The following is a 26,366-nucleotide window of genomic DNA, read 5'->3' as shown; positions in this document are numbered from 1 at the left end:
GGATAAGGGAGAAAAGGCGTGGCAACATCATCCGGAACATTACCAATAGAAAGAGGCCGCATCATGCGGCCTCTTTTTCATTGGATGGCTCAATGGCTCGGGATCAGATCCCGGCCAGCGTCAGGGCCTGGCGATAGTACTCGTTGGCCTTGTTGGTGAGCCGGCGCTTGTCCATCAGCTGGCCGAGGGCGTGGCAGATGGCGGCGCTCGGTGCGCGCTGCACCTCCTGCTCCAGCAGGCGCTGGGCCTCGTCCAGCTGACCGGCCAGCAGGTAGATCTGGGCCAATGCCGCCTCGGCACCCGGTTGATCCTGCATCTTCTTGAGCAGGGTCAGCATGGGCTGATAGTCATCCAGCTTGAGTTTGGGCAGGCGGGCGAACAGCTCGGGGGAAGGCTCTTTGCGCAGTGCCTCCAGCCAGAGCTCGGCCGCTTCGCTGTCGGCGCCAAGCTGGCGCAGGCGATCGCCATAGCTGGCCAGCAGCACGGGATCCTGGCGCAGCTTGCGCGGCAGCTCTTGCCAGACCGGGCGCAGGGTATCGAGTGCGCTACCGGCGGCGTCGAGACGAGCACGCCAGGCTTGATGCAGCAGCTCTTCTTCCTGCTGGGGGGTCAGCTTGCCCACCTTGCGCAGGGCCGGGGCGAGATCGATCAGGGCCGCCCAATCTTCCCGTGCCAGATAGACCTGACGCAGCTGGTCCAGCACCATGGGGTGACGCGGGTTGAGGGCATAGATGGATTCGAGGCGACCGAGGGCGCTGTCGTACTGCCCCTGCTCTATCTGCAATTGGGTCTGGAACAGGGTCAGTGCCAGCTCGGCCTTGGGGTTTTCCTCCTGCGCTTTTTGCAGGTAGTGATCCCGGCGGATCTCATCCCCGCGCGCCTGGGCCACCCTGGCGGCACTCATGTAGTTGAGCAGCGGGGTGTCGCTGTTGTCGGCGCCCTTGATCAGCAGCTTCTCGGCCTGGCTGTAGTGCCCCTCGGCCATGGCCAGGGTGGCATTTACCGTCTGCAGGTTGGCCTTGCGGCGACGACGTGAACCGAACCAGCCTTGGGTCTTGCGGCGCAGGCCGAATACCCGGGTCAGCAGCCACTCGACGATGAGCAGGGCGCCGTAGAACAGCACCGCCAGGATCACGGCGCTGGTGACCGAGGACTCCACCGTGTAGTTGCCAAGCGAGATGAGCACATAGCCCTTGTTGCCGGAGGCTTCGGGGCCGAACATCAGGCCCGCGACCATCACGGCCACCACTACGATCAGACGAATCATGGTCTCCTCCTCAACTGCCGGCCAGGATGCGTTGCAGGCGCTCGGTCAGCACCTGTTCCAGCATGGCCTGGGTCTTGAACTGATCCGGGTAGTCGAACTGGATCTGCTCTCCCTTGAGCTTGTCGAGTTCGGACTGCATGTAGTGGGTGGCGCTGTTGTCGACGTCGAAATACTGGGTCAGCCAGCGCTGGGCCTTGTCCAGGCTGTCGGTATAGAGCGCCTGCTGCTCGCGATAGACGGCGAGCTGGGCCTGCAGCAGCTTGGTCTTGAGGTTTTCCCGCAGGAAGATCTCCTGTTGCGGGGAGAGCAGGGCCTCCACGGCACCGTCGCGACGGCGGATGGTGATGAAGTTCTCGGTGAACTTGACCCAGTTTTTCTTCAGGTTGCTTTCCCACTCGTCCGGATTGGTACTGACCGCCTGATCCTGTTCGCCTTTAGCCTCCGGCATGCTGACGGTGGAGAGGGGCAGCAGCTCTATCTGATCGGACAGGGCGGCCAGCTTCAGGGTCAGCCCTTCGCGATCAACCCGCGGCATCCCCTTGAGTTTGGCGATGTCTTCCGCCAGCGCCTTGCGAATGGGCATCAGGCTGGGATCGTTGAGAGCCTTGATCCGCTCGTCGGCGTTGCCAAGCAAGGTGATGGCAGAGATGAGGTCATGCTCGAGCCACAGCTTGCGACCCGCCATCCGCACCAGGTATTCGGATTCGGCCAGCATCCAGTCGTTGGGGCGCTTGTCGTCCAAGTCCAGCACCTTGTGCTGCAGGGCATCCAGCGCGTCCTGCAGTTGCTGCTGGCTCTTGCCGAGGGTGGCGAGCTGCTCGGCATCCTTGCTGTTGCTCTGGTCCAGCTTGCCCATGGCCTCGGCGAGCTGCTGTTTGAGCGTCGTGAGCTCCGCTTGCTGGGCGGCGGCGTTCTGCTGTCCGTGCAGATAGAGTCCGCCGGTCAAGCCCAATGCCAGCAGGATGGCGACACCGCCGAGGACGACGCCGGAGCGGCCCTTCTTGTCCGCGGGCTGGGGGTTATTGGCCACAGGGGCCGCAGCGCTCGGCTGGGGTTTGACCTCGGATTCTTGTTGTTCAGTCATTCCATCTTCCTCAGTTCCAGGGCGGCCACCAGAGCCTGGTTGGATGCACCTTGGGCAATCACGATACGGGTAAAACCAGCCGCCTCGGCCAGTTCGGCCACCCGGGGGCTGGGCACCACCAGCAGGCGGTCATAAAGCCAGGGCTGCTGCTGGCTTGGCACCAGTTCCAGCAGCCGCTGCAGCAGTTCACCACTGGTGATGAGCAGGCTGTCGAGCCCGGCATCCTGCCAATGGTGAGTCAAAGCGTTTCCGTCGAGCTCGGGGTAGTGGCGCTCGTAGGTGGCACAATAGTGCACCAGTGCGCCGCGTGAGGCCAGTGTCCGGGCGATGAGATCCCGGCCGCCGTTGCCACGCAGGATCAGCACCCGCTTGCCCGCCATCTGTTGCAGGGCGGGCAGCAACAGCAGGCCTTCGCTACGGGGATCGTCCGGGCTCTGGGCCTGGATCCCTATCTCGGCGAAGGCATCTGCGCTCGCCTGGCCGACCGCAAAGTAATCAATATGTGGCCAGGTCTGACCAGTTTGCAACAGAAAATGATGAGCAAAATTAATTGCATGCATGCTGATGGCGATAACGACGTCCGCCGTCGCCAGCAATGAGGGTAGGCGGGAGAGCTCGCTGCCCGCCCGGGTTTCCAGCAGCGGGCAGCACAGAGGCTGGTGCCCCTGCTGGCGCAGCAGTTGCACCAGATCGTCGGCTTGTCTGACTGGGCGCACCACCAGCGGGATCATCAGATCCCCCTCAGCGGCAGGGACGAGATGGCCAGTCGGCCTGCCTTCATGCGCGGTACACCTCGGCCAGGATAACGTCGGCACCATCGGCCAGCAGGCGCTGGGCCAGGGCATGACCGAGGGCTTCACCCTCGCTCAGGGGGCCGCGGATCTCGTCACGGATCACCTGGGTACCATCCGGGCTGCCCACCAGGCCACGCAACCAGACCTCATCCCCTTGCACCAGGGCATAGGCACCGATGGGCACCTGGCAGCCACCCTGCAGGGCGCGGTTCATGGCGCGTTCGGTCAGCACCCGTATCCGGGTTTCGGCGTGTTCGAGCGGTGCCAGCAGGGCGTGCAACTCGTGATCGTCGACGCGACACTCGATGCCGACGGCGCCCTGACCGTTGGCGGGCAGACTCTGCTCCGGCTCGATGAAGGCGGTGATGCGGTGGCTCATCTCCAGCCGTTTCAGACCGGCGGCGGCGAGTATGATGGCGTCGTACTCACCGGCATCCAGCTTGGCGAGACGGGTGTTGACGTTGCCACGCAGGTCGCGGATCACCAGATCCGGGCGGGCGGCGCGCAGCTGACACTGGCGGCGCAGGCTGGAGGTGCCGACCACGGCGCCCTGAGGCAGCTCGTCTATCTGCTTGAAACGGTTGGAAACGAAGGCATCGCGGGGATCTTCCCGCTCGCAGATGGTGTGCAGGCCGAGCCCCTCAGGGAAATCCACCGGCACGTCTTTCATGGAGTGGACGGCGATGTCGGCACGCCCCTCCAGCATGGCAGTCTCCAGCTCCTTGACGAACAGGCCCTTGCCGCCAACCTTGGCCAGCGGTGTATCCAGGATCTTGTCACCCTGAGTGCTCATGGGCACCAGTTCGACCAGCAGATCGGGATAGAGGGCCTCCAGCCGATCTTTCACAAAGTTGGCCTGCCACAGGGCCAGTGGGCTCTTGCGAGTGGCGATTTTCAGGGTTCGGGCTGCCATATCAATCAGTTGTTTCATCTTTAGTAAGGAAAACGATCTTACCACCCTTTGCAGGGGCTTTCATGGCGCAGCCGGCAAAAGCGGGGGCAGGTTCAAAAAAGGTGGCTGAAAATGATTTTCATTAAGGCAAAAATATATTCTAACTATATGAAAATATTTATGTTTATTGCTTTCCAATGATACCGTTACGGGACCCGTCAGAAATAATCCGGTGATTGTGTGCGGGCTTGTTTACCACGGCAGTTTGCATTGTTAACATGATCACACTTTTTTGACGTCTCCCCGTTTTGGTGCGTCATTTCTCTTCCCCGTAATAGGTAGGGCATTGCTGGTAAAACTCGACACGCTGGTGGCGCGCTACGACGAGCTTAATCGTCTCAAGACGCAGCGGGCGCTGGATCTCATGAGTCGCTATGGGCAGCAGGTCTTCCAGCTGCTGCCCGTCATGCTGCACTTCAATCATCCTCTCTTGCCCGGTTATGTGGCGGGGGATGTGCCTCATGGTATCTGGAGTTTTGTCGCAAGCGATGCCCAGCAGGTCTTCATCCAGGATTTGTGTCAGAGCGCCAACTGTCAGGGGGGGCTCAACACCCATGACAAGGCGATCCAGGGCCTCTACTCCATGGGCAGCACCTCCTCCATCGGCCAGTGCTGCCACTCGGATCTCGACATCTGGGTCTGCCACGTGGCGGGTTTGTCGCAGGAGCGGCTCGCCCTGCTGGATCAGAAGTGCCAACTGCTCTCCAAATGGGCCGAACAGCGCGGGGTCGATCTCAACTTCTTCCTGATCCCCGAGGACAAGTTCCGCCAGCGCAACGATGCCCAGATGCAGGGAGAGAGCTGCGGCAGCGCCCAGCACCTGCTGCTGCTCGATGAGTTCTACCGCAGCGCCATGCACATCGCCGGCAAACGCCTGCTCTGGTATCTGGTGCCTGCGGAATATGACGATCACTACGACGAGTATGTGAGTGGCCTGTTTGCCCATGGCAAGCTGAGTCAGGACGACTGGCTCGATCTGGGCGGCTTCAACCGCATTCCGGCCGAGGAGTACTTCGGCTCCGCCCTCTGGCAGCTCTACAAGGGCATCGACTCCCCCTACAAGGCGGTGCTCAAGTCGCTCCTGATGGAAGCCTATTCCCACGAGTATCCCAACACCCGCCTGCTGTCGGTGACCAGTCGCGACTGGTTCCAGCACAACGAGGGGATGCACTACCGGCTCGACAACTACTGCCTGATGCTGGACAAGGTGACCAACTACCTCAAGTCCATCGGTGACATGCAGCGTCTCGATCTGGTGCGCCGCTGTTTCTACCTCAAGGTGTGTGACGGCCTGAGCCATCCGAAGGAAGAGCACAGCCCGAGCTGGCGCCGGGAGCAGATGGCCCAGCTGGTCTCCTACTGGGGCTGGAGCCCGGAGCGGCTGCATCACCTGGATCATCGCCAGGAGTGGAAGGTCGAGGACGTCAAGGTAGCCTATGCCGAGTTGCTGGAAGCCCTGATGCAGAGCTACCGCAACCTCATCCAGTTCGCACGGCGCAACAACATCAGCGAGTCCATCAACCCGGAAGACATCGGCATCTTGTCGCGCAAGCTCTACGCTGCGTTCGAGAGCCTGCCGGGCAAGGTACAGCGCATCAACCTCAAGATAGCGCCTGACTTGAGCGAGCCGGATCTCAGCTTCGTGCAGGTGCCCCACGGTCGCCTGAACCGCGCTGGCTGGTATCTCTACAAGCACTCGCTCGAACCGGTGGACATCATAGGCCGGGCACCGCTCGAATATAACGGCTACATCAGCAAGCTGATCTCCTGGGCCTACTTCAATGGCCTGATGACGCCCCAGTCCCGGGTGCACCTGTTCAATCAGGGCTCGGATCTGCACATCGACAACCTGCACCAGTTCTGTCGCGATCTGTCCGGCACCTTCCCGGTCAAGTATCCGCGCGCCACCAACCTGGCCCTGAGTCGCCCCTGCGAGATCCGTCAGCTCTCCATCTTCCTCAATCTGGAGACGGATCCGTCCAGCCACTGGGTGGGGCAGGTGATCGAGTTCGATGCCAACGCCGCCGACGTCTTCTCGTTCGGCCGCAATCAGGAGTGCCTGGTGGGCTCTGTGGATCTGGTCTATCGCAACTCCTGGAGCGAGATCCGTACCTTGCACTTCCAGGGGGAAGAGGCGGTGGTGGATGCCCTCACCACCATACTCGGCAAGATGCACCAGGATGCCGCGGCTCCCGAGATGATAGAGGTGTTCTGTTACAGCCAGCACTTCCGCTCCCTGGTGCGATCCCGCTTCCAGCAGTTGGTGGCCGAGTGCATAGAGCTGCGCCTCGCCCGTGACAAGCAGCAGCTGGTCAAGACGCTGGCGCTCGGCAAGGAGAAGTACGGCATCTTCTTCGAGCGGCGCGGTGTCTCGGTTAAGAAGCTGGAAAACGCCATCGACTTCTACCGCCACATCTCCCACAACAAGCTGGATCACCTGCCGCTGCGTCTGGACAAGACCCACAGCCAGCACCTGCCCGGCATCGTCGACGCCTACGCGAGCGAGGGGCTGGTGCAGTTCTTCTTCGACACCCGGGATGCGGGCACCAACATCTATATCCTGGACGAGGCGAACCGGGTGGAGATCTACCAGCACTTCGCCGGCAACAAGGACGAGCTGGTGCAGGGGGTGAACCGCTTCTACACCTCGGGTCACGAGCGCTTCAGCGACGCGGGCCAGTTCAGCAACTTCAACCTGCCCCAGTACTATGAAATCGTGCAGATGGGCGATGAACTAGAGGTGATCCCCTACCGCAGCCAGAGTCCGCAGCGGGATAATCCGGGACATGCGCGCGAGGTGGGATAAAATTCCGCTGAATTGTGAGCGATAGAAACAAAAACGGCCTGCAGATGCAGGCCGTTGTCTTGTCCAGGCTGGTCAGGCGCCGAGTCGGGCCAGCAGCCAGGCGCGGATGTCGGCCAGCTGGGGCCGGCAGATCTCGTGACGCATGGGGTACTCGTGCCACTCAAGCGCGAGCCCGGCCGCTTCCAGCCGGTTCTTCGCCTCCCAACCCATGGAGAGCGCCACCACGTCGTCATAGATGCCGTGCATGTAGCAGATGGGCAGGCTGCGGGCAGCCTCGCTCATCTCGCCGAGCAGGGCGTCCGGCGCCGCCAGATAGGTGGACATGCAGAGCAGGCCCGCCAGGGTCTGGGGGCAGCGCAGGGCGGTGAAGGAGGCGATGACGCCCCCCTGGGAGAAGCCCGCCAGCACGATGCGCTCGGGGGCGAAGCCCTCGGCGATCAGTCGCTCCAGCAGGCCCTGGATGCTGGCGGCAGATTCCCGCACATGGGACTCCACGGCGCGATCTTCCGGCTGCTCGAAGCTGCGGATGTCGTACCAGCCGCGCATCTTGTGGCCCATGTTGATGGTGATGGGCCGCTCGGGGGCGTCCGGCAGCAGGTGGCGCACCGGCAGGGAGGTGGGCAGGTCGAGCGCGTCCACCAGGGGTGCCAGGCCCGCGCCTGAATCCCCCAGTCCGTGCAGCCAGATCACCGCATGGCGGGCGCCGTCGGGGTGCAGGTCTATCATGGGAAGACCACTGGCTCGCCGGCCTGGGTGGTACAGGCCCGGGTCAGCAGGGCCTTGAGCTCCTCGCCGAAGCGGTTGTCTATCCAGCTTTCACCGCGCAGCTCGAAGTGGAAGCCGTTCTCCCGGGTGGCGACCCAGACCTGGTGCAGGGGTTCCTGCTTGTTGATGATGACCTTGGTCTTGTTCTCGAAACTCAAGGTCAGCACACCGCCGGCCCGTTCACAGTCGATATCCGGATACCCCTCGTCGATGACGTCCTCCACATACTGGAAAAAGGCGTCGGTCAGGGCGTGATACTCGTGATCCTTCATCGGTTTATCCTGTTGCTTTTAACAATGTGAGTGCGATTATAGAGGGCCAAAAATTTTTTCGCAGCGAACCATTATGACTACCCAGTTCACCAAGTGCCTGTTGGCCGCATTTCTGTCCCTTGGGTTGGGCGCCTGTGGTCTGACGGGGCCGCTTTACATGCCGCCGCCCGAGCAACCCGCTCCCGCCGAGCAGCCAAAGCCTGCTCCGTCCAAGACAGAGAGTACACCGCAAGCCACCTCGCCTGCGACCGCCAAACCGGCCTCTGAGACCGCGCCGCAATAAATTAGGAAGGAACCGCCCCCTTGGATCACTTTAACTACGACGCCGACGGCCAGCTTCAGGCCGAGCAGCTTCCCCTGCAGCAGCTTGCCGAACAATACGGCACCCCGCTCTATGTCTACTCCCGCGCCACCCTGGAGCGTCACTGGCACGCCTTCGATCAGGCGGCCGGCGATATCCCCCATCTGATCTGCTATGCGGTCAAGGCCAACTCCAACCTGGCGCTGCTGAACCTGCTGGCCCGTCTGGGGTCCGGGTTTGACATCGTCTCCGGCGGGGAGTTGTCCAGGGTACTGGCGGCTGGCGGTGATCCGGCCAAGGTGGTCTTCTCCGGGGTGGCCAAGAGCGAGGCCGAGATGCGCCTCGCCCTGGAAAAAGAGATCCTCTGTTTCAACCTGGAGTCCGAAGCCGAGCTGGAGCGCCTGAACCGGGTGGCCGGCGGCATGGGCAAGGTGGCTCGAGTGTCGGTGCGGGTCAACCCGGACATAGACGCGGGCACTCACCCCTACATCTCCACCGGTCTCAAGCAGAACAAGTTCGGCATCCCCATCGAGCAGGCCCCCGCCATCTACCGCAAGGCGGCGGCCATGGCCCATATCGAGATCAAGGGGGTGGATTGCCACATCGGCTCTCAACTCACTGAATTGAATCCCTTTATGGAAGCGGCGGACAAGCTGCTGCGGCTCATCGACGAGCTGGCCGCCGAAGGCATCCATATCCATCACCTGGACGTGGGCGGTGGCCTTGGGGTCAACTACGGTGCCGAGCAGCCGCCGCACCCCACCGAATATGCCGAGGCCCTCAAGCAGAAGCTGGTGGGTCGCAAGCTGACCCTGCTGTTCGAGCCGGGCCGGGCCATCGTCGCCAACGCGGGCGTGCTGCTGACCCGGGTCGAGTTCCTCAAGCCCGGCGAGACCCGTAACTTCGCGCTGATCGACGCCGGCATGAACGATCTGCTGCGCCCCTCCCTCTACGGCGCCTGGATGAACATCATCGAAGTGGACAGCCGCACCGACCACGAAAAGGCGCTGTACGACGTGGTGGGCCCGGTGTGTGAGACCGGCGACTTCCTCGGTAAGGAACGTACCCTGGCCATAGGTGAGGGCTCGCTGCTGGCGGTGCGCTCCGCCGGTGCCTACGGCTTCACCATGGCGTCCAACTACAACACCCGTCCCCGTGCGGCCGAGGTGCTGGTGGACGGCGACAAGGCGTTCCTTATTCGGGAGCGCGAGCAGTTAGCCGATCTCTGGCGCGGCGAGCACCTGCTGCCCTGAGCGCCGGCTGTGACGGAATTTTCCAGACGTTCCGCCGAGTCGAGAGCGTGAGCAGTTGACCAGTCGCCGGTGTGGTGAGCATTTACTGCCCAAAGGGTACAGGAACGCAGGATGTTGATAGATTTTTCCAAGATGCATGGGCTGGGGAATGACTTCATGGTGGTGGACGGCGTCACCCAGAAGGTGTTCTTCAGCAACGACATCATCAAGAAGCTGGCGGATCGCCATTTCGGCATCGGCTTCGACCAGCTGCTGCTGGTGGAGCCGCCCTATGATCCCGAGCTCGATTTTCACTACCGCATCTTCAATGCCGATGGCAGCGAGGTGGAGCAGTGCGGTAACGGTGCGCGCTGTTTCGCCCGCTTCGTGCGCCTGAAGGGGCTGGTGAACCGGGATCGCATCGCGGTCAGCACGGCCCGCGGCCGCATCACCCTTCAGTTGGAGGGGGAGAATCAGGTCACGGTCAACATGGGGGTGCCCCAGTTTGAACCGGGCAAGGTGCCATTCCGTGCCCAGAAGGCGGAAAAAACCTACCTGCTGCGGGCACAAGAGCATACTGTGATGTGTGGCGTGGTCTCCATGGGCAACCCTCACTGCGTCATTGAGGTCCCCTCGGTGGCGGATGCGCCCGTGCTGACCCTGGGCCCCATCATGGAGCGCCACGAGCGTTTCCCGGAGCGGGTCAACGTCGGCTTCATGGAACTGGTCAACGCCACCGAGATCAAGTTGCGGGTGTTCGAGCGCGGGGTGGGGGAAACCCTGGCCTGCGGCACCGGCGCCTGCGCCGCCGTGGTGATCGGCATCAGCCAGGGCAAGCTCAAGGAGCGGGTCACCGTCACCCTGCCGGGGGGCAAGCTGACCATCGCCTGGAAGGGGCCTGGCCAGCCGGTTTACATGACGGGGCCGGCCGAGCATGTGTTCGATGGCCAGATAGAGCTGTAGACGGAATCATGAAGGGGGGCGGCAAGCCCCTCTGCCACAAGCAATTGTCGGGGCCTTGCGCCCCTTTTTCGAATGGACCAAGCAAGTTATGAGCGAACTCAAACGGCAGGAATCACTGATGGACGAAGCCACAGTGCTGGAGTACCTGGCCCGTTATCCCGAGTTTTTCCAGCGCCACGGGGCCATGCTGGACCGGATCCGCATTCCCCATGAGCGCAAGGGGACCGTCTCCCTGGTGGAGCGCCAGCTCGACCGGCAGCGCGAGCGCATCGAGCAGCTGGAGCAGGAGATCACCGAGCTGATGGGGGTCGCCAGCGAGAACGAGCGGATCTTCAGGGTCTATGCGGACCTCTATGGCGAGATCTACGGTTGCCAGACCCTGTTCGAGCTGAGCGTGGCCATGGGCAAGGCCTTCGTGCAGCGGCTGCGGCTGACCGAGCTGCGGCTCTGGCTGAACCCGAAGAAGTTCCAGCTGAGCGGCCCGGAGCTGCGTTTCCTGGCGGATGGCAAACAGCTCGACCAACTGCTGGGCCAGCGCCTGCCTGGCACAGACTATTATTTCGGCCGACTCAATCAGAGCGAGAAACAATCACTGTTTGGTAGCGATGTTCTGGTCAATTCTGTTGCCCTGATGCGCCTTGGCGATCTGGGCGTGCTGGCGTTTGCGAGCTCGGATCCCAGCCACTTCACCCCTCACAACGACACCCTGCTGCTGGGTCAGCTCGGCCGTCTGCTGCAACTGCGCCTGCCCGAGCTGGTCCGTGGCTAAGACGCCGGCCAGATCCCCCACCAAGGCGCAGCCCCCTGTCGCCGAGCCCCTGCCGGCCGCGCTGGCCGACGAGCTGGCGGCCTTTATCGAATACCTGCGGGTCGAGCGTCAGCTCAGCCCCCATACCCGCAGCAACTATCAGGCGCACCTGGAAGCCATGACAGCCGAGCTGGTACGCCTCGGCCTGAGCGACTGGACCAGGCTGGAGGCGAGCCAGGTGCGCAGCCTGGTGACCAGGATGCACAAGGGGGGGCTCGCTCCCCGCTCCCTCGCTACCAAGGTCTCGGCCCTGCGCAGTTTCTGCGACTGGCAGGTGCGCCAGGGGCGGCTGGTCGCCAACCCGGCCAGGGGGATCGTCACCCCCAAGCAGGGGCGGCCGTTGCCCAAGAACCTCGACGTGGACGAGATGTACCAGCTGCTCAACATCACAGACGAGCAGGATCCGCTGGCGGTGCGGGATCGCGCCATCATGGAGCTGATGTACTCCTCCGGCCTGCGTCTGGCCGAGCTGGTGGGGCTCAACCTGGTGGACATCAAGCTGGACGAGCGCCAGCTCAGGGTGACCGGCAAGGGCTCCCGGGAGCGAGTGTTGCCCATGGGGCGGATGGCGGTGGAGTGGCTGCAAAAATGGCTCAAGATAAGGCCTCTGCTGGCGGGGGATGAGGAGCAGGCGCTGTTCGTCTCCAAGCGCAAGCAGCGGCTGTCGGCGCGATCCGTGCAGGAGCGGCTCGATGGCTGGGGCAACAAGCAGGCGCTCAACGCCCATGTGCATCCCCACAAGTTGCGCCACAGCTTCGCCACCCACATGCTGGAGAGTTCTGGCGATCTGAGGGCGGTGCAGGAACTGCTGGGCCATGCGGATCTCTCCACCACCCAGATCTACACCCACCTCGATTTCCAGCACCTCGCCAAGGTGTATGACAGTGCTCATCCCAGGGCCAAGCGGGATGCTTCGACCCCGGATGATGAGTGACCTGGTATCGCGTTGACCTGCTATTCCGAGGGAATGATAGCGTCCAACTCGTGAGGGCCAAGCGGGAGCCGGGGTCAGAGGACAACGAATAAGGGGCAGGCATGCCGTCCCGTCAGAGGAGAACCCATGCAGTTTTATCGCCGTTGGCAGCCGGTGGCCGCCATCTCGTTCGATCTCGACGACACCCTCTATGACAACGGTCACGCCATTGCGCGTGCCGAGCAGTGGATGCTGAGCCATCTGCGCAGCGAATACCTGGCCACCGCCATGCTGGACAAGCCGCGCTGGCTCGCCCTCAAGCGCGATCTCTTGCTTGCCCATCCCGAACTGCGTCACGACGTCAGCCTGGCGCGCCAGCATGGCATCCGCGAGGCCCTGGTGCAGGGAGGGATGGCGACGACGCAGGCCGAGCAGGAGGCCGAGCGGGTGTTTGCCGCCTTCCTCGCCGAGCGCTCAAAAATAGAGGTGAGTGGGGCGACCCACGCCCTGCTGGCGCGCCTCGCCGAGCGTTACCCGCTGGTGGTGATCACCAACGGCAATCTGGATCTGGCCCAGGCCGGCTTGAGCGACTATTTCACCCTGGTCTGCAAGGCCGGGATGGGGGCCAGGATGAAACCGGCGCCGGACATGTTCCTGCAGGCGCAGGCCGCCCTCAAGCTGCCCCCAGACCGCATACTGCACGTGGGGGATCACCCCGAGACAGATGTGCTGGGGGCCCGTCTGCACGGCTTTCGGGCTGCCTGGCTCAACGAGCACGCAGCGCCCTGGTCATCCTTGCAACAGCTGCCGGATGTGGAGCTGAGTCACTTGAGCGAGCTGGCCGAGCTGCTGCTCTGAGGGGCTGCTGCCGGGTTATTTACGGCAGATCAGTCCGATCAACTCATGTGGGCTGGTTTGATTGACTCGGCAATAGCTGATGCCTGAAGGCAACGCCTGCTGCAGCCTGATGGCACTGTCTTGATAGTGACAGACCAGGTAGAAGGGGCGCGTATTGCTCTTGTCCAGGCTCCAGTAGTGGGTCTCGCGGCTGTCGCCGTTGTCCGGTTTGAGCTGCGCCTGCTCGGCGGGGTCCCCGTCGAACAGGGAGAGGTTGTCGAGTCGATGGCTCAGGCGCTCGCTCGGTTGGCCACTCATGTCCCGACTCATCCCCTGCCAACCCGAGGGCGTGCTTAGCAGTTGCTGCTGGCTCTCAATTTGGGGTGGGCAGTCAAATTGCAGGCTGGCGCCGAGGGCCATGGCCATCAGTAGCATGATGTTGTCTCAAAAAAGGAGAGGGCCACCATGCTAGCGCATCGGCGGCGACTCTCGCCATCCCCTCTTGCACGACCCACGTTTGCACGACCCTCGTTCGCATCACCAGAAATCGGGTAAATAGATGCGATAAAAGGGGATTTTCTTTATCCTTGGCACGGGCTGACGAGGGAGTGCAAGGTTTGCGTTTATTGAAGAAAATCATCTGGTTGATTATCCCCATTGCCCTTACGGGCTGCGATCTGCTGAGCGACAGCTACCGGATGGAGTTTCGGGACGGATCCTGGCGCGAGATCACCATCTCTCCCTTCTCGGATGAGGCTCGCTGGCGTGAGGGCTGTGCCACCGGCGAGATCCTGGTGGACATGAGCCTGCCCCTGAAGCGGGGCAAGGTGGTCCATGATCGCAAGCAGCTGCTGATCGGCGGCGAGCTGTTCGCGCTGGAGGATGGCAAGCTGTATCGCGGCAACGGCATGGTGTTTGGCGAGACCCCGGATCACGTCCAGCGGGGCCTCAAGGGGATGGATGTCTGCCGGACCCTGCGCCCCGAACGCGGGGCGCTGCCCAAGCTGAAGGGCAAGGGCTTGGGCGACTAGCCTGCCTGCAGGCGGCGCTCGCGACAGGCGGCGCCGAAGGCCTCGAACAGCTTGATGGAGTGGGGGTTCTCGCTCGCCTTCCATTCCGGATGCCACTGCACCGCCAGGGTGAACTGGGGCAGCTCGGGGGCATGAATGGCTTCGATCAGGCCGTCTTCTGCATAGGCCAGCGGTGCCAGCCCCTTGGCCAGCGTCTTGATCCCCTGACCGTGCAGTGAGTTGACCGGGATCTGATCCTCCCCCATCAGCTCGGCAAACCAGCTGCCGGGCACCAGGCTGACCTGATGGCTGTGGCCATACTGATCCTCCACCGAATCCTCCGAATCCTCCCTGTGATCCGCATAACCGGGCTCGCTGTAGACCTTCTGATGAATGTCGCCGCCGAGGGCCACGTTGATCTCCTGCATGCCGCGGCAGATGCCGAGCAGTGGCAAGCCCCTGTCGATGGCGGCGCGCACGAGGGGGATATCGAACAAGTCCCTGTCCCTGTCCTGGGTCTTCTCCGGGGTCAGGTTCTCCTGGCCGTAGAGGGCGGGATCTATGTTGGATCCGGCGCCGCTCAGGTATACGCCGTCCGCCAGATCCAGATATTGCTCCAGATCCTCGGCGCCGCAGCAGGTCGGCACCAGCAGGGGCACGCAGCCGCTGATCTCCACCAGGGGGGTGATGTATTTGTGGGTCATTACCTGGTAGGGATGGCCGTTACGGGGCTGGGCCCCCATGGTCATCAACACGACGGGTTTGGTATGGGTACTTGGCATAGGTCACCTTGGCTATCCTTGGCTGGTGTCTCATCCTGCGCCTTGGGAAGGCCCTTGCCGCGGCTTGGCAGCAAGGGCATGCCTCAAGGCATGGTCATGGGATCCGGGTCGCGCCGCAGTGCCAGAATCGTCGGTCAGCCGGGGCAGTGACAGCCTGGATCCTGATCCCAGTCTGCCAAGGCCGTTCAATATGTCAAACGAAATGATGCGTTTATGTTAATTTTGATGGCGATTGAGCTATCTTGAGTCCCAGTATCAGGGGCCTGAGAGGGGATAGGGGCAGATTGGGCAGGAAATCGTGGTGGATATATTAAACATGCAGATTCTGTGGTGAAACATGCGGGGCACCCTGGGGTGCCCCGGCGGGGATCAGGCATTCAGGACAAACTGCTCGATCACTTTGGCGACACCTTCGTCGTCGTTGCGGCTGGTGGTGTGCTGCGCCAGCTGCTTGATCTCGTCGGTGGCATTGCCCATGGCGACCCCGAGTCCGGCGTATTCGATCATGTGGCGATCGTTGCCCGCATCCCCCACGGCGATCACCTCATCTGCTGTGATGCCCAGGTGCTCGGCCAGGGCGGCGACGCCGGTGCCCTTGTTGCTCAGCTTGTTCATGAATTCGAGGAAGTAGGGGGAGCTGCGCACCACTGTATAGCGCTCATAGGGCTCGGCGGGCAGCTGGGCGATGGCGCGGGAGAGCAAAGGCTCCTCATCGATCATCATCACCTTCATAATGCGCTCGTCGGCGGGCAGGGTGGCGAAGTCCACCAGGTTGATGGGCATGTCCACCAGCTCGGATTCGTGCTCGGTATAGCGGCTGACCTTGGGGCTGATCAGGCCCTGGCGCACGGAGAAACCGTGCACGTTCACCCCCAACTCATCGGCGAGGTGGGCGATGGCGCTGGCATCACGGCCGGTCAGCAGCTGGCTGCGGATGATGTGTTGATCCGCCACGCGCTGCACCAGGGCACCGTTGTAGCAGATGACGTAATCATCCGGGCCGGTGAGACCGAGTTCGGCCAGGTAGGAGGTCATGCCCTCCAGCGGTCGACCCGAGGTCAGCACCACGGTCACGCCCTTGGCGCGGGCGGCCGCGATGGCGGCGTGGGTGCGCGGGGTGATCTGGCCTTGCGGGGTTAACAGGGTGCCATCCATATCCAATGCAATCAGCTTGTACATCATCTCACTACCTGACTCTGGCTGGCCCGCCCTATGGGGCCAAGGGGAGGCCGAGTGTAGCGAAAATCGCCGCCGGGATCACGCGTCAGTGCGCGCCCTGGCCCTTCGCCTGGCCGTGGGCCTGATAAGGGGTCAGCTGCAGCTGCTCGTCCCGGATGGCAAAATGGATGGGGCCGTGCTCTATGTCGACCCGGTTGTGGTAGTGGGCCATCTCCACCTCGACACCGGGGAAGAGGCGCTGGGTGGCTATGATGTCCATGTTGGCCATCAGCACCTGCAGCTCGGCCTGGGCCGCCGCCAGCTGCTCATCGAGGGACTTGCTCTCATCGAGTTGATGGAGGCGGATCGCTTTGATCTTCTGCAGGGTCTCGGGATTGCGCTTGTCGTGGGGCAGTTGCAATAGTCGCAGTATGAGATCCTGCAACTTGTCGAGCTGCTCCCTACAGGCCTGCTTGCGCTGGCGCAGGGCCTGCTCCTGCTCTTTCTGGCTGAAGTAGCCGCCGAGGATCTGCAGCCGGGTGCGGTTCGCCGCCGAGGCACCGAGCACTGGGGCCATGATCAGCCGGTTGGCGATGTTGACGCCCCCTATCAGGTGACCCTTGCGCATGGCGCTGTCGCCCACCTTCAGATCCTGGCCGCTGCGGCTGTAGCAGTGGCTGAGCTGGCTCTGGATATGGATGTCGCCATCGGCCTCCAACCTGGCGTACTGGGCATAGCTGGCGTGGATCTCGCCCCCAGCGCTCAGGTGGCACTGGTATTCCCCCTGCTCCGGCTTGCGGCCTATGATGCCGTTGCGCACCGTGATGGTGCCGCCCGATTCGATATAGCCCCCCTCGACGAAGCCGCCGATCACCACGTCGCCGCTGGTCTTGACCCGCATGCCGGGCATGACGTCCCCATTGACCAGCAAGGAGCCTTCAAACTCCACGTGACCGTGGCGGATATCCACCTGCTTGACGCTCAGCACCTCGTCGACCTTCATGCCGGCTCGCTCCTGGCAGGGCAGGCCAGGGCGGGTCGCCAGCAGCAGATCCGGATCCTCGGGGGAGAAACAGGCCCCTTCTCCCGCCGTCATGGCGCTCTCCTTGCCGGCCTTGGCGGGCAAGGGCTGGCCGGTCACGGTGAAGCCGTTTATGCCCTGGGTGGCCGGGTGGCGGCGCATCAGCTGGGCCCCCGCCTTGACGGTGAGCAGGGTGCCGAGGTCGCGCATGTCGACCTTGCCGTGATCCAGCTCCTGGGGTTTGAGGATACGCTCGGCCGCCGTGTCCACCAGCCGCTCGAAACGGGTATCCAGCCCGTGCTCGGCCGCTTTGCCAAGGGCGATGACGGGCCTGAGCTGGGCGCCGGGGGCCGCAGCGCCTGCGGCCTGAATGGCGGCGGCGAGCCTGGTCTCGCTCACCCCCTGCTTGATCTCGCTGGCCGCCACGGCCTGCTGCAACAACTCCAGGGTCAGGGGCTTGCCACCCCAGTCCGCGGTGATCTGGGCGCAGGCGCTCATCTTGTCGGCGTCCACCAGGATCAGCAGGCGGGCATCCTGGCGCTGGGCGATGGGGACGGGGGCGTGGGAGGGGGCATCCGGCTGGGCCAGCAGGCCGTTGAGCAGGGTGACGGCCTGGCGCATCCCCTCGGTCAGCGGTTGGTAGCGGCGGCAGTTGGAGGCGAGCAGCAGGGCCCGGACATCGGCCTCGGTGACGGGAGTGGTGAGGCCGGGGGTGATGCGCAGGCAGACATAGGTCATGTCCGTCGACAGCTGAAACCAGGCTTTGCTTAACACCGGGATCCTCCTTCGTTGTCCCGATCCGGCTTGCCCCTGCAAAATAGTGGGGCGGGATCCTTGCCAAGAGCCGATGCCGCCGTGGCGGCCTGAAACCGCAGTATTCTGATATTTTTCTTTTTAGGTCAACGAGCTCGGTGCAAATGAGTGAGCTGGCTTGAGGAAAAATAAGCTGACACTGGGTATGCTGGCGACAGCTATATCAATTGTGTCCCATCTCGGCGTGCTGGCGCCGCAGCTTGGGATCAGGGTCTGCGAGAGGAATTCCCATGCTGCGTGCTAGCGCCGCAGCTTGGGATCAGGTCTGCGAGAGGAGTTCCCATGCTGCGTGCTGGCGCCGCAGCTTGGGATCCGGGTATACGAGAGGAAATCCCATGCTGCGTGTTTGCCTGCTGTCCACCGTCCTGCTTGGCCTGCTCGGCGGCTGTCAGCCCGATAGTCGGGGATCGGCCCTCGGCACCCTGGAGCGAGATCGGGTGCAACTGACTGCGACCGCCAACGAGATAGTGCGGGCCTTGCCGGTGGCGGAGGGGAGCCAGGTCGAGGTAGGCACTGTGCTGGCCCGGCTCGATGACAGCCGCCAGCAGGCGGTGCTGGCCCGGGCCCGCGCCGAGGAGGCGAGTGCCAGAGCCGCTCTGGCTCGGATGACCAATGGGGAGCGGCCGGAAGACATAGCCGCCGCCCGCGCCAGTCTGGACAAGGCCCAGGCCAACCTCAGGGAGGCGGAGCGCAGCTTCCAGCGCACCGAGCAACTGGTGAGGCAGAAACTGCAGAGCCCCTCCGAGCTCGACAAGGCGCGCGCCGCCCGGGATGGCGCCCTGGCCGAGCGGGACGGTGCCCGCCAGCAGCTCGACAAGCTGACCCGGGGTGTGCGGACCGAAGACATAGATGAAGCCACTGCCAAACTCGCATCTGCCAGCGCAGATGTAGCGCTGGCAGAGCGTGAATTGGCGGATCTCACCATCATTGCCACTCGCGCCGGTCGCCTCGATAGCCTGCCCTACAACCTCGGCGAGCGGGTCCCGGTCGGTGGTGTGCTGGCAATTCTGCAGGCGAACGGCGCCCCCTATGCCCGTGTCTATGTGCCCGAGACGGCGCTGGCGGGCTACCGGGTCGGCGACACCATAGCGGTGAGCGTCGACGGGGTGAGCGATCCGTTCAATGGCCGCCTGCGCTGGATCTCCAAGGAGTCGGCCTTCACCCCCTATTACGCCCTCAATGAACAGGACAGGGCCCGACTGGTCTACCTGGCGGAGATCGATCTGCCGGATGCCAGCGAGCTGCCGAGCGGCCTGCCGCTGCAGGCGGAGCCGGCCCATGAGTGAACTGGCGATCAGGGCCCAGGGGGTGAGCCGCCGCTTCGGTGACTTCCTCGCCGTGGACGGGCTGGAGCTGGAGGTGCCCAAGGGGCAGATCCAGGGCTTTCTCGGCCCCAATGGCTGTGGCAAGTCCACCACCTTGCGCATGCTGACCGGCCTGCTCACCCCGAGCGCCGGCGAGATAGAGGTGCTGGGGCTCGCTATCCCGAAACAGGCCGAGGCGCTGCGTCGACGCATCGGCTACATGACCCAGAAATTCTCCCTCTACGACGAGCTGACCGCCTGGGAGAACCTGGAGTTCATGGGGCGGATCCACGGCATGGGCAGCCAGGCCCTGAGTGCCCGGCTGCACGAGCTGTTGGCGACCTATGAGCTGACCCCGCTGGCGCGGCGCCGGGCCGGGGCCATGAGCGGCGGCCAGAAGCAGCGGCTGGCCCTGGCGGCGGCTGTGATCCACAAGCCCAATCTACTGCTGCTGGACGAACCCACCTCGGCAGTGGATCCGCAGAACCGGCGCGATTTTTGGGAGAAGCTGTTCGACTTGAGCGAAGGGGGCACCACCATCTTGGTCACCACCCACTACATGGACGAGGCGGAGCGCTGCCACGGCCTCGCCATCATGGAGGCGGGCAAGGTGCGCGCCCAGGGCTCCCCCCAGGCGCTGATGGAGGGGATGAGCACCCGGGTGGTGGAGGTGCAGGCCAATGATCTGCGGCTGCTCAAGCAGCAGCTGTTGCAACTGGCGCCGGTGCGCTCCGCCGCCCAGCTCGGTCAGCGGCTGCGAGTGCTGGTGGACAAGGAGTTGGCGGATCCCGTGCCCTGGTTGCAGCAGGCCTGCCCGGCCCTGGCGGGCGCCAGCCTGGCCCCGGTCAGACCCAGCCTGGAAGATGTGTTTGTCAGCTGCACCGGTCAGGAGCGTAGGGCATGAACAGGGTTCTGCTCTCATTGCAGATGGGTGAGTTGCGCTTCCCCCTCATCCTCAACCCTTCTCCCGCGAGGGGAGAAGGGGGCGGAGCTGTGCTGTGTGTGAGAGCCTTTGGTCACCTGTTTGAGCGCCAGCCAAGACAGCGAGTGACAGTCAAACTGCAGCGCCCATGCACACTAGAGCAGTTCCCTCTCCCTTTGGGAGAGGGCCAGGGTGAGGGGATATTTACGCCAGGCGTCCGCCGCGCTATGGGCAGCCTGCAGAAGGGATTATTTCAATGAATAGTCTGCGCCGGCTCTGGGCCATCACCCAGAAGGAGCTGAGGCAGTTGTCGCGGGACAAGCTGACCTTCGGCATGGTGGTGATGATCCCCCTGCTCCAGCTGCTGCTGTTTGGCTATGCCATCAACACGGACGTGCGTCAGATCCCGGCCGGGCTGGTGGACATGAGCGAGAGCGTATCGGGGCGGCTGCTGGTGGAGGCGGTCAAGGCGACCCAGGTGGTACACATCAAGCAGCGCTACGTGGGATTGCAGGAGGCGGAAGCCGCCCTGACCCGGGGCGAGGTGCGCGCCGTGCTGGTGCTGCCATCGGATCTGAGCCGTCGTCTGAGCGATGGCGAGCGAGTGGGCCAGTGGCTGGTGGATGGCTCGGATACCGTCATCGCCGGCGCCCTGCTCGGCCTGCGCGCCATGCCCCTCGGCGAGCTCAGGCCCGATGTCGAGGCCGCCCCCCCCACCTTCGAGACTGTGCTCTACTTCAACCCCTCCCGCCGGGCGGCGGTCAACATAGTGCCCGGCCTGCTCGGGGTGATCCTCACCATGACCATGATCATGTTCACCTCGGCGGCCATAGTGCGGGAGCGGGAGCGCGGCAACCTGGAGCTGCTCATCACCACCCCGGTCAGCTCGCTGGAGCTGATGATCGGCAAGATCCTGCCCTACATAGTGGTGGGGCTCGTCCAGGTGGTCATCATACTCGGCCTCGGCCACCTCATCTTCGCGGTGCCCATCAACGGTGCCCTGAGTCAGGTGCTGCTGGCGACCCTGTTGTTTATCGCCGCCAGCCTGACCCTGGGGCTGCTCATCTCCACCCTGGCCCAGACCCAGTTGCAGGCGATGCAGATGACGGTGTTCATCCTGCTGCCGTCGATCCTGCTGTCGGGTTTCATGTTCCCCTACGAGGGGATGCCGGTGCCGGCCCAGTGGGTCGCCGAGGTGCTGCCCGCCACCCACTTTATGCGGCTCATCAGAGGCATCGTATTGAGAGGCGGCGACATGGGGGATCTGCTGCCGGACGTGCTCTGGCTGGCGGGCTTCACCCTGCTGATGCTGACCCTGGCCGCCCGCCGCTTCAAGAAGAGCCTGGATTGACCAGGAGTCGGCCAGCGCCCTCAGGCTGGCCGACCTCCTTGTCTGACGCCGAATTTGGTGCTGTATGAGTCGTAAATGACGTGAGATACGGGCGTTCTGTGGAATAAATGACTGCGAAAGTGAGGTTTGAGCAATATTCGTCTTGCTCATTGCGGCCAGAGGGATTCTAATCTGCCGCCCGCACCCCATTCGTCCCTCTCATGCGCCATCGAACACCATCATGACCGCCCAAGGCCACCTGCTGTTTTCCGTTACCTGTACCCTGCTTGCCCACCAGTTGCAGCTCACCCCGGCCCTGGCCGATGCCAGCCTCTGGCAGACGGTGCCGGTCGCCCTGGCCAGCGCCCTGTTGCCGGATCTCGATCACCCCAACTCCCTGCTCGGTCGGCGCCTGCCCTGGATCTCGGGGCCGCTGTCGCGCCTGTTCGGCCATCGCGGCTTTACCCACAGCCTGCTGGCGGTGGGGGTCGGCGTCTGGGGCTTGGCGCAGTTTCAGGGGCCGGGCTTTATCTCGGTGGCGGTGAAGGATGCGCTCATCATCGGTTATCTCAGCCATCTGCTGGGGGACTGGCTCACCCCGGCGGGGATCCCATTGTTCTGGCCCCTGCGCCAGCGCTATCACCTGCCGTTTCTGCCCCTCAAGAGCGGGGGCGGCTACGAGACGGCATTCTGTCTGCTGACCCTGGCGCTGGCCGGTTACTGGGTCCATGGCGGGCAGGGGCTGGCTGCCTTCGCGCTGCGGATGCCCGCCTTCTGATGAGGTCGGGTTAGTCCCGACGCTCGGCACTTCTTGGCAGGGTGAGGTAATCCGCGATCACCGGCAGCCCCGAGAGGTGCCTGCGCAGCATGTCGAGGGCGGCGAAGGCGAGGATCCGGCGCCCGCTGTCCGGGTCCGGGTGGCGAGTTTTCAGGGTCTGGCCGATGGCCTCGCCATCGGCGCACAGCAGCAGGGGCACGCCGTCCGGGCCCGCACCGCCTATGGTGAGGCTCAGCCCGGTGGCCGCGCCCGTGAGCCGGGCCAGTTCGCTGGGTAGCCGAGAGTCAAAATGGGCCTGCAGCTGGGGATGCTCGTGGCAGAAGCCGAGCAGGGCGCCCCGGCTCTCCCCCTCCATCAGGGTGAGCGGCCGCTCGCCCAACAGAGTCAGGATCTGACTGGCCGGTTCCTCGTTTCCCCGTCCCACCAGCCAGGGTGATATCTCCCCCAGCAGGCGCGCCTCGGCGGCGTCCATGTCGGTGGCGCTCGCGCCGTGGCCGATGAGTTTGAGCTCGATCAGCGGCATGGAGGAGCGGTAGCCGAGCTCTATGCCGGTTGGCCAGGGGGCGGCATCCAGCTTGTCACTCAATGCCGATTCCGAGATGCCGAAGCTGTAGAAGCGGCGCAGCTCGGTGTCGGTCTGCTCCCCGGCCAGGCGCTTGAGGCGCGGCACTATCTGCTCGCGCACCATCTGCTTGAATTCGAACGGCACGCCCGGGGTGAAGAACAGCTGGCTCAGGCCGTGGCTGGCTGGATGGTGGACCAGGAAGCCGCAGGCGGTGCCGACCGGGTTGTCCAGGATCTCGCAGCCCTGGGGCAGCCAGGCCTGCTTGGCATTGCTGGCGGGCATGGGAACGCCGCGGGCTTGGTAGCGCGCCTCTATGGTGGCGAGCCAGTCCGGATAGAGGGTCAGGGGCTGAGCGAAAGCCTCGGCCGCCGCCTGGGCGGTGAGATCGTCGGCGGTGGGCCCCAGGCCCCCGCACACCAGCACCACCTCGGCGCGGCTGGCGCTCTCTTGCAGCACGGCTTTGAGGTCCTTGAGGTTATCCCCCACTGTGGCGCGGCGGCGCACCTGCCAACCTTGCTCCAGCAGCAGGGCGCTGAGCCAGGCGGCGTTGGTGTCCACCACCAGGCCGGTCACTATCTCGTCCCCCGTGCTGACGATCTCGATGCGCATGCAGACTCCTTGGGTCAAGAGGCGGCGAGCCCGTTCAGGGCTTGCCGTGTTCGAAGTAGTAGCTGATCCGGGTGCGCGGGTTCAAGTACTCGAACACCGCCGGCGGCAGCCGTTTGGGATGGATCACCTTGGCGATGGTGAGCTCCGCCTGCTCGAGATCGATAATGGCCGCCTCCTGGCGCGGGATGCGCGGATCGTACACCAGCACGGCGGGGTAGAGCAGGCGGGCGCTGTTGACCGACATCACCAGCCCGACCTGGCCGTTGGAGAGCTGCACCACGCTGCCCGGCGGGTAGATCCCCATCAGCCGGATCAGCATGCCGAGGTAGTCGCCGTTGAACTGGCCCTTGCGCTGCTTGTAGAGGTTGCTGAGGGCAGAGTAGGGCACCTTGGCCTGCAGGTGGCAGAGGTTATCGTACTCGTTGATGAGAGACACTATCTGGGTCAGCTGATCGAGCTGCCCTCCCTTGAGCCCTAGCGGCCCGCTGCCATCCAGGTATTCGTGATGGTGCAGCACTATGTTCTTCGCCTCTGGCGGGAACTCCCTGGCGAGATTGAGCAAGTCCAGGCCGTAGCGCGGGTGCTGGGCCATCAGGTTCTGCTCCGGCTTGGTCAGGGGGCCGCGCTTTCGCAGCAGCTGGCTCGGCAGCTTCAGCTTGCCGACGTCGTGAAACAGGGCCCCCATGCCGACCTGGCGGATCGCCTCCGCCGGCAGCTTGCACTCACGAGCCAGCAGCATGCTGAGCACGCTGACGTTGAGGGAGTGGAACTGCAGGCTGTTGCCATCCTCGCTGTCCGAGACCAGGTGCAGCACCATCTGATCCACCGACAACAGCTGCTCCGTCATGGCGTTGATCAGCTCCCTGGCCTCGCCGATGGCGTTGAGGGGGCGGGACTGGATCTTGCCCATCAGGCTGCGCACCTGGGCCAGGGATTGCTGGAAATGCTTCTCGCACTGCTGCAGATCCCGGCGGTAGCGCTGCAACTGCTCGATGCGGCTGGCCTTCTCCTGCTGCATCTCCTGCTGGCGGGCGGCGAGGGTCTGGCTATCGGCGACGGGGGGCAGCACCTGATCGAGGGGCTTGGGGGGCGTGTCGCTCTTGTCGGGGATGATGGTCACCAGCTTGAGGCCGAGCCGGCGAATGAGCTCTATCTCCTGCTCGTTCTTGAGTTTGAAACTGGAGAACAGGAAGGGATGTTCACGCCAGCCCAGTGGCAGGGAGACATAATTGCCGACTTGCAGCCGGTCCACCGAGATCTTGATACCTGTCATGGGTTTGGGCGTGAGCAACGAAGTGAAGCCGTATGCTAGTCAATGGGCGATGTGAATACAAAAGGTATCTGATGACAGGGCGGGTGCTTTATTATAGGCTTCTAGATGTCCAGACATATTTACCGATGCAGTACAGGGAGTAAGCATGCCGATCAAGATCCCGGACCAGTTGCCCGCCGCCGAAGTGTTGGGGCAGGAGAACATCTTCGTGATGACGGAATCCCGGGCCGTCACCCAGAACATCCGTCCGCTGCGGGTGCTCATCCTCAACCTGATGCCCAAGAAGATAGAGACCGAGATCCAGCTGATGCGGATGCTCTCCAACTCGCCGCTGCAGGTGGACGTGGATCTGCTGCGCATCGACGATCGGGAGTCCAAGAACACGCCCCAGGCGCATCTCGAGAACTTCTATCACGACTTCGAGCAGGTGCGGGGCAACAACTACGACGGCATGATCATCACGGGGGCGCCGCTTGGGCTGGTGGAGTTCGAGGAGGTGGTCTACTGGCCGCGCATCGTCGAGATCATCGAGTGGTCCCATCAGCACGTGACCTCGACTCTGTTCCTGTGCTGGGCGGTGCAGGCGGCACTCAAAGCCTTGTACGGCATGGAGAAACAGACCCACGGCGAGAAGCTGTCAGGGGTCTATCGTCACCATCGCCTCGATGAACACGAGGCGCTGCTGCGCGGCTTCGACGACGAGTTCGTCGCCCCCCACTCCCGTTATGCGGCGTTCGATGGGGATCTTATTCGCGCCCACACGGATCTGCAGATCTTCGCCGAATCCGAGGAGGCCGGCGTCTATCTGGCGGCGACCAAGGATTGCCGCCAGGTGTTCGTCACCGGCCACCCGGAATACGATGCTCTGACCCTGGACGGGGAGTATCAACGAGATCTGGCGGCCGGGCTCACCCCCGTCATCCCGGTCAACTACTACCCGGAGGGCGATCCGACCCGGACGCCGCGGGCCAGCTGGCGCAGCCACGGCCATCTGCTGTTCTCCAACTGGCTCAACTACTACGTCTATCAGCTCACCAGCTATCGGGTGGAGGACATCGGCAAGGTGTTCACCTACCAGCAGCCCAAGACCTAGGTGCCACCGGGTGGAGGGCATAGGCAAGGTGTTCGCTTACCCGCAGCCCAAGACTTAGGCGCCATGGGATCAGCTCACTCGCTATCGATTGGGGATATCGGCAAGGTGTTCGCTACACCCTCAGCCCAAGGTGTGAGGCCCCTCAGTCGGCCAGCTTCGTTGCCCAAGTGTCGAGCCAGAGGTGATGGCTGGCCAGGGTGAACGCCTTTGGCCTGCGGGCGCGGATGGCGGCCATGGCCTCCTGCTGCGACTGACCCAGGGCCATCAGCAGGGCCGCCGCCACCAGCCCGGTGCGACCACTGCCGCCACGGCAGTGAATGGCCAGCTGCTTGCCGTCCCGCAGCAGGGCGATGAGCGACGATAACGCCTGCTGCCAGGCCAGCTCGAATGCGGCATCCGGCGCCTCGTCATCGGCGATGGGCAGGTGGAACCAGGCCATGCCCCTGGCCTCTATCTGCTGGCCCAGTTCGGCCAGACTGAGCGCCGCCAGCTCGTCACTCGTCATGAGCGTCACCACCCCACGGGCGCCGGCCAGTTGCAGTTGATCGAGGGCCTGCGGCGCGGGCACCTGCTGGGTGCCCGGGCAGGGGGTCAGCAGCAGTTGGCCGTCGAAACGGGGCACATCCAGACTCCAGAAGGGGTGAGAAGGGTGCATGGGGATCCTCGTGTGTGCCGCTTGGTTCTGAACGAATCTCATGGCGTCGAGCCTGAGCG

General features: G+C 63.7%; 26 protein-coding genes. 13 read left to right on the top strand and 13 right to left on the bottom strand.

Features of this window, described 5'->3' with window-relative positions; all coding sequences use genetic code 11:
- Window positions 1-103: 103 nt before the first annotated feature.
- From CUC44_RS04335 to hemC, 4 genes are read right to left on the bottom strand one after another with little or no spacing between them, the layout of a single operon-like run.
- Window positions 104-1,267, bottom strand: coding sequence for a heme biosynthesis HemY N-terminal domain-containing protein (locus CUC44_RS04335; protein WP_100858754.1), 1,164 nt, complete (start codon window positions 1,265-1,267; stop codon window positions 104-106).
- 10 nt (window positions 1,268-1,277) lie between these two features.
- Window positions 1,278-2,351, bottom strand: coding sequence for a uroporphyrinogen-III C-methyltransferase (locus CUC44_RS04330; RefSeq protein WP_100858753.1), 1,074 nt, complete (start codon window positions 2,349-2,351; stop codon window positions 1,278-1,280).
- Window positions 2,348-3,082, bottom strand: a complete 735-nt coding sequence (locus tag CUC44_RS04325; protein ID WP_100858752.1) for a uroporphyrinogen-III synthase — start codon at window positions 3,080-3,082, stop codon at window positions 2,348-2,350. Before CUC44_RS04325 ends, CUC44_RS04330 begins: the two co-directional genes overlap by 4 nt.
- Window positions 3,083-3,128: 46 nt before the next feature.
- Window positions 3,129-4,058, bottom strand: a complete 930-nt coding sequence (gene hemC / locus CUC44_RS04320) for a hydroxymethylbilane synthase (RefSeq protein WP_157812742.1) — start codon at window positions 4,056-4,058, stop codon at window positions 3,129-3,131.
- Window positions 4,059-4,383: 325 nt separating this feature from the next.
- Here hemC and CUC44_RS04315 point away from each other — a divergent pair, with 325 nt between their 5' ends.
- Entirely contained in the window at window positions 4,384-6,903 is a 2,520-nt protein-coding gene (locus CUC44_RS04315) for a class I adenylate cyclase (RefSeq protein ID WP_100858750.1), read from the top strand.
- Between the two features lie 72 nt (window positions 6,904-6,975).
- On the opposite strand, the gene CUC44_RS04310 is transcribed toward CUC44_RS04315, so the two are convergent.
- Window positions 6,976-7,629: an alpha/beta hydrolase gene (locus CUC44_RS04310; RefSeq protein WP_100858749.1), complete on the bottom strand. Its 654-nt coding sequence runs from the start codon at window positions 7,627-7,629 to the stop codon at window positions 6,976-6,978.
- A complete protein-coding gene (gene cyaY / locus CUC44_RS04305) occupies window positions 7,626-7,940 on the bottom strand; it encodes an iron donor protein CyaY (RefSeq protein ID WP_100858748.1) in 315 nt (104 codons plus the stop codon). The genes CUC44_RS04310 and cyaY overlap by 4 nt, the downstream gene beginning before the upstream one ends.
- Window positions 7,941-8,013: 73 nt before the next feature.
- On the opposite strand from cyaY, the gene lptM reads away from it, so the two are divergent.
- The 6 genes from lptM to CUC44_RS04275 all read left to right on the top strand — a co-directional run bounded on the left by lptM (window position 8,014) and on the right by CUC44_RS04275 (window position 13,015).
- The gene (gene lptM, locus CUC44_RS21225; protein ID WP_100858747.1) at window positions 8,014-8,223 is read left to right on the top strand and encodes an LPS translocon maturation chaperone LptM; all 210 of its coding nucleotides are present in this window, start codon (window positions 8,014-8,016) and stop codon (window positions 8,221-8,223) included.
- Between the two features lie 20 nt (window positions 8,224-8,243).
- On the top strand, window positions 8,244-9,494 hold the full coding sequence (gene lysA, locus CUC44_RS04295; RefSeq protein WP_100858746.1) for a diaminopimelate decarboxylase: 1,251 nt from the start codon (window positions 8,244-8,246) through the stop codon (window positions 9,492-9,494).
- Window positions 9,495-9,605: 111 nt separating this feature from the next.
- Entirely contained in the window at window positions 9,606-10,436 is an 831-nt protein-coding gene (gene dapF / locus CUC44_RS04290; RefSeq protein ID WP_100858745.1) for a diaminopimelate epimerase, read from the top strand.
- Between the two features lie 88 nt (window positions 10,437-10,524).
- Entirely contained in the window at window positions 10,525-11,205 is a 681-nt protein-coding gene (locus CUC44_RS04285) for a DUF484 family protein (protein ID WP_167388770.1), read from the top strand.
- Window positions 11,198-12,178: a tyrosine recombinase XerC gene (xerC, locus tag CUC44_RS04280; RefSeq protein ID WP_100858743.1), complete on the top strand. Its 981-nt coding sequence runs from the start codon at window positions 11,198-11,200 to the stop codon at window positions 12,176-12,178. Before CUC44_RS04285 ends, xerC begins: the two co-directional genes overlap by 8 nt.
- 126 nt (window positions 12,179-12,304) lie before the next feature.
- Entirely contained in the window at window positions 12,305-13,015 is a 711-nt protein-coding gene (locus CUC44_RS04275) for an HAD-IA family hydrolase (protein ID WP_100858742.1), read from the top strand.
- A 15-nt stretch (window positions 13,016-13,030) separates the two neighbouring features.
- On the opposite strand, the gene CUC44_RS04270 is transcribed toward CUC44_RS04275, so the two are convergent.
- On the bottom strand, window positions 13,031-13,429 hold the full coding sequence (locus CUC44_RS04270) for an STY0301 family protein (RefSeq protein WP_100858741.1): 399 nt from the start codon (window positions 13,427-13,429) through the stop codon (window positions 13,031-13,033).
- A 182-nt stretch (window positions 13,430-13,611) separates the two neighbouring features.
- Here CUC44_RS04270 and CUC44_RS04265 point away from each other — a divergent pair, with 182 nt between their 5' ends.
- Window positions 13,612-14,025: a hypothetical protein gene (locus CUC44_RS04265; RefSeq protein WP_100858740.1), complete on the top strand. Its 414-nt coding sequence runs from the start codon at window positions 13,612-13,614 to the stop codon at window positions 14,023-14,025.
- Here the strand turns inward: CUC44_RS04265 and CUC44_RS04260 are convergent.
- From CUC44_RS04260 to CUC44_RS04250, 3 genes are all read right to left on the bottom strand, one after another.
- Entirely contained in the window at window positions 14,022-14,786 is a 765-nt protein-coding gene (locus CUC44_RS04260; protein WP_100858739.1) for a gamma-glutamyl-gamma-aminobutyrate hydrolase family protein, read from the bottom strand. The two genes, CUC44_RS04265 and CUC44_RS04260, sit on opposite strands and share 4 nt — an antisense overlap.
- 369 nt (window positions 14,787-15,155) lie before the next feature.
- Window positions 15,156-15,965: a sugar-phosphatase gene (yidA, locus tag CUC44_RS04255; protein WP_100858863.1), complete on the bottom strand. Its 810-nt coding sequence runs from the start codon at window positions 15,963-15,965 to the stop codon at window positions 15,156-15,158.
- Window positions 15,966-16,050: 85 nt separating this feature from the next.
- A complete protein-coding gene (locus CUC44_RS04250; protein ID WP_341866436.1) occupies window positions 16,051-17,739 on the bottom strand; it encodes a DUF342 domain-containing protein in 1,689 nt (562 codons plus the stop codon).
- Between the two features lie 374 nt (window positions 17,740-18,113).
- On the opposite strand from CUC44_RS04250, the gene CUC44_RS04245 reads away from it, so the two are divergent.
- From CUC44_RS04245 to CUC44_RS04225, 4 genes are all read left to right on the top strand, one after another.
- A complete protein-coding gene (locus CUC44_RS04245) occupies window positions 18,114-19,064 on the top strand; it encodes an HlyD family secretion protein (RefSeq protein ID WP_100858738.1) in 951 nt (316 codons plus the stop codon).
- A complete protein-coding gene (locus tag CUC44_RS04240; protein ID WP_100858737.1) occupies window positions 19,057-19,986 on the top strand; it encodes an ABC transporter ATP-binding protein in 930 nt (309 codons plus the stop codon). The genes CUC44_RS04245 and CUC44_RS04240 overlap by 8 nt, the downstream gene beginning before the upstream one ends.
- A gap of 274 nt (window positions 19,987-20,260) precedes the next feature.
- Entirely contained in the window at window positions 20,261-21,355 is a 1,095-nt protein-coding gene (locus tag CUC44_RS04230) for an ABC transporter permease (RefSeq protein ID WP_100858735.1), read from the top strand.
- 220 nt (window positions 21,356-21,575) lie between these two features.
- Window positions 21,576-22,112, top strand: coding sequence for a metal-dependent hydrolase (locus tag CUC44_RS04225; RefSeq protein ID WP_100858734.1), 537 nt, complete (start codon window positions 21,576-21,578; stop codon window positions 22,110-22,112).
- 10 nt (window positions 22,113-22,122) lie between these two features.
- Here CUC44_RS04225 and CUC44_RS04220 read toward each other — a convergent pair whose 3' ends face one another.
- Both CUC44_RS04220 and CUC44_RS04215 read right to left on the bottom strand, forming a co-directional pair.
- Window positions 22,123-23,286, bottom strand: a complete 1,164-nt coding sequence (locus tag CUC44_RS04220) for a CinA family nicotinamide mononucleotide deamidase-related protein (RefSeq protein ID WP_100858733.1) — start codon at window positions 23,284-23,286, stop codon at window positions 22,123-22,125.
- A gap of 34 nt (window positions 23,287-23,320) precedes the next feature.
- A complete protein-coding gene (locus tag CUC44_RS04215; protein WP_100858861.1) occupies window positions 23,321-24,559 on the bottom strand; it encodes an HD-GYP domain-containing protein in 1,239 nt (412 codons plus the stop codon).
- A 145-nt stretch (window positions 24,560-24,704) separates the two neighbouring features.
- Between CUC44_RS04215 and metA the strand changes: the two genes are divergently transcribed.
- The gene (metA, locus tag CUC44_RS04210; RefSeq protein WP_100858732.1) at window positions 24,705-25,652 is read left to right on the top strand and encodes a homoserine O-acetyltransferase MetA; all 948 of its coding nucleotides are present in this window, start codon (window positions 24,705-24,707) and stop codon (window positions 25,650-25,652) included.
- 142 nt (window positions 25,653-25,794) lie between these two features.
- Here metA and CUC44_RS04205 read toward each other — a convergent pair whose 3' ends face one another.
- On the bottom strand, window positions 25,795-26,307 hold the full coding sequence (locus CUC44_RS04205) for a phosphatase domain-containing putative toxin (protein WP_100858731.1): 513 nt from the start codon (window positions 26,305-26,307) through the stop codon (window positions 25,795-25,797).
- Window positions 26,308-26,366 lie beyond the last annotated feature (59 nt).

Origin of the sequence: Aeromonas lusitana, from assembly GCF_002812985.1 — a bacterium.
Lineage (GTDB): Bacteria > Pseudomonadota > Gammaproteobacteria > Enterobacterales > Aeromonadaceae > Aeromonas > Aeromonas lusitana.
This window is presented reverse-complemented; position numbering and strand designations above follow the sequence as displayed.

Excerpts from the sequence above, each read along its gene's own strand:
- CUC44_RS04335 (WP_100858754.1), bottom strand. The coding sequence starts at position 1,267 with ATGATTCGTCTGATCGTAGTGGTGGCCGTGATGGTCGCGGGCCTGATG.
- CUC44_RS04330 (WP_100858753.1), bottom strand. The coding sequence starts at position 2,351 with ATGACTGAACAACAAGAATCCGAGGTCAAACCCCAGCCGAGCGCTGCG.
- CUC44_RS04325 (WP_100858752.1), bottom strand. The coding sequence starts at position 3,082 with ATGATCCCGCTGGTGGTGCGCCCAGTCAGACAAGCCGACGATCTGGTG.
- hemC (WP_157812742.1), bottom strand. The coding sequence starts at position 4,058 with ATGGCAGCCCGAACCCTGAAAATCGCCACTCGCAAGAGCCCACTGGCC.
- CUC44_RS04310 (WP_100858749.1), bottom strand. The coding sequence starts at position 7,629 with ATGATAGACCTGCACCCCGACGGCGCCCGCCATGCGGTGATCTGGCTG.
- cyaY (WP_100858748.1), bottom strand. The coding sequence starts at position 7,940 with ATGAAGGATCACGAGTATCACGCCCTGACCGACGCCTTTTTCCAGTAT.
- lptM (WP_100858747.1), top strand. The coding sequence starts at position 8,014 with ATGACTACCCAGTTCACCAAGTGCCTGTTGGCCGCATTTCTGTCCCTT.
- dapF (WP_100858745.1), top strand. The coding sequence starts at position 9,606 with ATGTTGATAGATTTTTCCAAGATGCATGGGCTGGGGAATGACTTCATG.
- CUC44_RS04285 (WP_167388770.1), top strand. The coding sequence starts at position 10,525 with ATGAGCGAACTCAAACGGCAGGAATCACTGATGGACGAAGCCACAGTG.
- CUC44_RS04275 (WP_100858742.1), top strand. The coding sequence starts at position 12,305 with ATGCAGTTTTATCGCCGTTGGCAGCCGGTGGCCGCCATCTCGTTCGAT.
- CUC44_RS04270 (WP_100858741.1), bottom strand. The coding sequence starts at position 13,429 with ATGCTACTGATGGCCATGGCCCTCGGCGCCAGCCTGCAATTTGACTGC.
- CUC44_RS04260 (WP_100858739.1), bottom strand. The coding sequence starts at position 14,786 with ATGCCAAGTACCCATACCAAACCCGTCGTGTTGATGACCATGGGGGCC.
- yidA (WP_100858863.1), bottom strand. The coding sequence starts at position 15,965 with ATGTACAAGCTGATTGCATTGGATATGGATGGCACCCTGTTAACCCCG.
- CUC44_RS04245 (WP_100858738.1), top strand. The coding sequence starts at position 18,114 with ATGCTGCGTGTTTGCCTGCTGTCCACCGTCCTGCTTGGCCTGCTCGGC.
- CUC44_RS04240 (WP_100858737.1), top strand. The coding sequence starts at position 19,057 with ATGAGTGAACTGGCGATCAGGGCCCAGGGGGTGAGCCGCCGCTTCGGT.
- CUC44_RS04230 (WP_100858735.1), top strand. The coding sequence starts at position 20,261 with ATGAATAGTCTGCGCCGGCTCTGGGCCATCACCCAGAAGGAGCTGAGG.
- CUC44_RS04225 (WP_100858734.1), top strand. The coding sequence starts at position 21,576 with ATGACCGCCCAAGGCCACCTGCTGTTTTCCGTTACCTGTACCCTGCTT.
- CUC44_RS04220 (WP_100858733.1), bottom strand. The coding sequence starts at position 23,286 with ATGCGCATCGAGATCGTCAGCACGGGGGACGAGATAGTGACCGGCCTG.
- CUC44_RS04215 (WP_100858861.1), bottom strand. The coding sequence starts at position 24,559 with ATGACAGGTATCAAGATCTCGGTGGACCGGCTGCAAGTCGGCAATTAT.
- metA (WP_100858732.1), top strand. The coding sequence starts at position 24,705 with ATGCCGATCAAGATCCCGGACCAGTTGCCCGCCGCCGAAGTGTTGGGG.
- CUC44_RS04205 (WP_100858731.1), bottom strand. The coding sequence starts at position 26,307 with ATGCACCCTTCTCACCCCTTCTGGAGTCTGGATGTGCCCCGTTTCGAC.